The organism is Stenotrophomonas sp. NPDC077659, from assembly GCF_050268705.1.
GTDB lineage: Bacteria > Pseudomonadota > Gammaproteobacteria > Xanthomonadales > Xanthomonadaceae > Stenotrophomonas.
Genome location: NZ_JBNNHG010000233.1, coordinates 1 through 3,393, shown reverse-complemented (window position 1 = coordinate 3,393; position 3,393 = coordinate 1). Strand labels below are relative to the sequence as shown.

The 3,393-nt window shown below is 66.0% G+C and carries 3 protein-coding genes; all 3 read right to left on the bottom strand.

Annotation, left to right across the window (positions count from 1 at the left end; genetic code table 11):
- On the bottom strand, positions 1–135 hold a 135-nt coding region (locus ACQKDV_RS18860), incomplete at its 3' end, for a hypothetical protein (RefSeq protein ID WP_427785769.1).
- Positions 136–162: 27 nt separating this feature from the next.
- Positions 163–687 (bottom strand): signal peptidase II, encoded by a 525-nt coding sequence (lspA, locus tag ACQKDV_RS18855; protein WP_427785768.1) that lies wholly within the window; start codon positions 685–687, stop codon positions 163–165.
- Positions 687–3,393, bottom strand: a 2,707-nt coding sequence (gene ileS, locus ACQKDV_RS18850; protein ID WP_427785767.1) for an isoleucine--tRNA ligase, incomplete at its 5' end; no start/stop codon positions are given. The genes ileS and lspA, both read right to left, overlap by 1 nt.

Below are 3,393 nucleotides of genomic sequence, written 5' to 3'. Positions count from 1 at the left end.
GCGCGACCCGCAGGTGGAAGACCTGCGCCAGACCGCGCTGTCGCAGCGCCAGGGCGCGATCGCGCGCTTGACGATCTCGATCGCACGATCGACACCGGCACAGAAACCACGCGGGTTGGCGAGCAGCACATCCATCAGTTCAGTCTCCCGGCAGCGGCCGGCTTACGGTTTCGGGCTGGCATTATCCGCCTTTTTGGCAGACTTGCCGTCGAACAGGCCAAACAGGGCGATGCCCACTGCACCGACCACGATGGCCGAGTCGGCCACGTTGAACGCCGGCCAGACGTGGTCACCGATATACCACTGGATGAAATCGACCACGTGACCGTGCACCTGGCGGTCGATCACATTGCCGATGGCACCGCCGATGATCAGGGCGTACGGCACGGCCGCCTTCCAGTTGCCACGGGCGGTGCTGCGCAGCCACCAGGCCATCAGGCCGCTGATGGCGATGGCCAGCACGGTGAAGAAATACTTCTGCCAGCCGCCAGCGTCGCTCAGGAAACTGAATGCCGCGCCGGTGTTGTAGGTGCGGTACCAGTTCCAGAAGCCGTCGATGACCACTACCGGCTGGAACTCCGGTAGGCTGGACAGCACCCAGGCCTTGGACCACTGGTCCAGGCCGATGATGGCGGCCGACAGCAGCAGCCAGACCAGTGCATTGGGATTCGGGCGCGGGCTGCTCATCAGAACCAGCTCCGCACTTCACCGGCACCGGTGATGTTGCTCACGCAGCGGCCGCACAGTTCCGGGTGGTCGGCATCACTGCCCACGTCGGCGCGGTGGTGCCAGCAGCGCACGCACTTGGTCTTGCCGGTCGGCTGGGCGCTGACGAACACTTCGTCGGTGGTCGCCGGGCGCACCTGCACATCGCCACTGATGAACAGGAAACGCAGTTCATCGGCCAGTGGCTGCCACTTCGCGGCCTGCTCTTCGTTGGCGGCGATGGTGATTTCCGCTTCCAGCGCCGCGCCGATGGCACCGTTGGCGCGCATCGGCTCGAGCACCTTGGCCACTTGTTCGCGCACGGCCAGCAGCTGGTCGAAATCAGCCGCATTGAGCTGCGCATCAGCCGGCAGCGGCGCCAGGCCGTCGTACCAGGTGGTGAGCAGCACATGTTCGGCGCGCTGGCCCGGCAGATAGCCCCACAGCTCGTCGGCGGTGAAGGTCAGAATCGGTGCGATCCAGCGGGTGAAGGCTTCGGCGATGTGGTACATCGCGCTCTGCGCCGAACGACGACCATGCGAATCGGTCGGCATCGTGTACAGGCGGTCCTTGGTCACGTCCAGGTACAGCGAGCCCAGGTCCACGCTGCAGAAGTTCAGCAGCAGCTGGACGATCTCGGCCATGTTGTAGTTGTCGAACGCCGCCTTGATCTTTTCCTGCAGTTCCCAGGCGCGGTGCACGATCCAGCGGTCCAGCGCGACCATTTCGTTCAGCGGGCGCAGGTGCTGGGCCGGATCGAACCCATCCAGGTTGCCCAGCAGGAAGCGCGCGGTGTTGCGCAGGCGACGGTAGGCATCAGCGTTGCGCTTGAGGATTTCCTGCGACAGCGACATTTCGTTGCTGTAGTCGGCCGAGGCGATCCACAGGCGCAGGATGTCCGCGCCCAGCTTGTTCATGATGTCCTGCGGCTCAATGCCGTTGCCCAGCGACTTGGACATCTTGCGGCCGTGCTCGTCCACGGTGAAGCCGTGGGTGAGGCACTGCTTGTACGGGGCACGCTGGTCGATGGCCACGCCGGTCAGCAGCGAGGACTGGAACCAGCCGCGGTGCTGGTCCGAGCCTTCCAGGTACAGGTCGGCCGGCTTGCCGAAACCGCGTGCGGCCAGCACACCTTCATGGGTGACGCCCGAATCGAACCAGACGTCGAGGATGTCGGTGACCTTTTCGTAGTCGGCCGCTTCGTCGCCCAGCAGTTCGGCCGCGTCCAGCGAGTACCACACGTCGATGCCCTCGGCTTCGACGCGGTCGGCGACCTGCTGCATCAGCTCCACCGTGCGCGGGTGGATCTCGCCGGTCTGGCGATGGGTGAACAGTGCGATCGGCACGCCCCAGGTGCGCTGGCGCGAGATGGTCCAGTCCGGGCGGCCGTCGACCATGCTCTGGATGCGTGCCTTGCCCCAGCTCGGGAACCAGCCCACGGTGTCGATGGCGGCCAGCGCGTCGTTGCGCAGGTTGGCCTTGTCCATCGAGATGAACCACTGCGGCGTGGCACGGAACACCACTGGCGTCTTGTGGCGCCAGCAGTGCGGGTAGCTGTGGCGGATCGGGTGGAAGGCCAGCAGCGAACCGTTGCCGCGCAGCACGCCGACGATGGCCTCCTGCGCCTTCCACAGGTGCTGGCCAGCCAGCACCACCTCACCGGCCGGCGGGGTCGATTCCAGGTACACGCCACGGCCGTCGATGGGGGTCACCTGGCCAGCGTTGTACTTATCCAGCAGACCGTATTTCTGGCTGACCACGTAGTCTTCCTGGCCATGGCCGGGGGCGGTGTGCACCGCACCGGTACCATCCTCGTCGGACACGTGTTCGCCGTTGAGCACCAGGATCTGGCGCTCGGGGTAGAACGGGTGCGCCAGCAGCTGGTTTTCCAGCGCGGAACCGGTGGTTTCACCATGCAGCACCACCTCTTCGACGCCATAGCGCTGCAGCGCGCGCTCGGCCAGAGCGGCGGCCAGCACCAGCCAACGACGCTTGCCGTTGTGCGCCGGGCCTTCGGCCAGCACGTAGCGGATGTCAGCGCCCAGCGACACGGCCAGCGATGCCGGCAACGTCCACGGAGTGGTGGTCCAGATCGGCACGGCCACTTCGACGTCGCCCGGCAGGCTCACGCCAAAGGCCTGCGCCACCGCCTGCGCATCGCGCGCAGCGTAGGCCACGTCGATGGCCGGCGATTCCTTTTCCTGGTATTCGATTTCCGCCTCGGCCAGCGCCGACCCGCAGTCGAAGCACCAGTAGACCGGCTTGGCGCCGCGCACCAGGTGGCCATTGGCCACGACCTTGGCCAGCGCGCGGATCTCATTGGCCTCGAAATCGAAGCTCAGGGTCTTGTACGGGTTGTCCCAGTCACCGGTCACGCCCAGGCGCTTGAAATCGGCGCGCTGGATGTTGATCTGCTCCTCGGCGAACTCACGGCACTTCTGCCGGAACTCCACCGCGTCGAGCTTGGTGCCGACCTTGCCCCACTTCTTTTCCACCGCGATTTCGATCGGCAGGCCGTGGCAGTCCCAGCCCGGCACGTAGGGCGCATCGAAGCCGGCCAGGTAGCGCGACTTGACGATGATGTCCTTGAGGATCTTGTTGACCGCGTGGCCCAGGTGGATACGGCCGTTGGCCGCAGCCCACCGCCGGCCAGCGTCGCATCGGCCTGGAACGGCAGCGGCACCTCGC

Coding starts and splice junctions, on each gene's coding strand:
- lspA (WP_427785768.1), bottom strand. CDS start 687: ATGAGCAGCCCGCGCCCGAATCCCAATGCACTGGTCTGGCTGCTGCTG.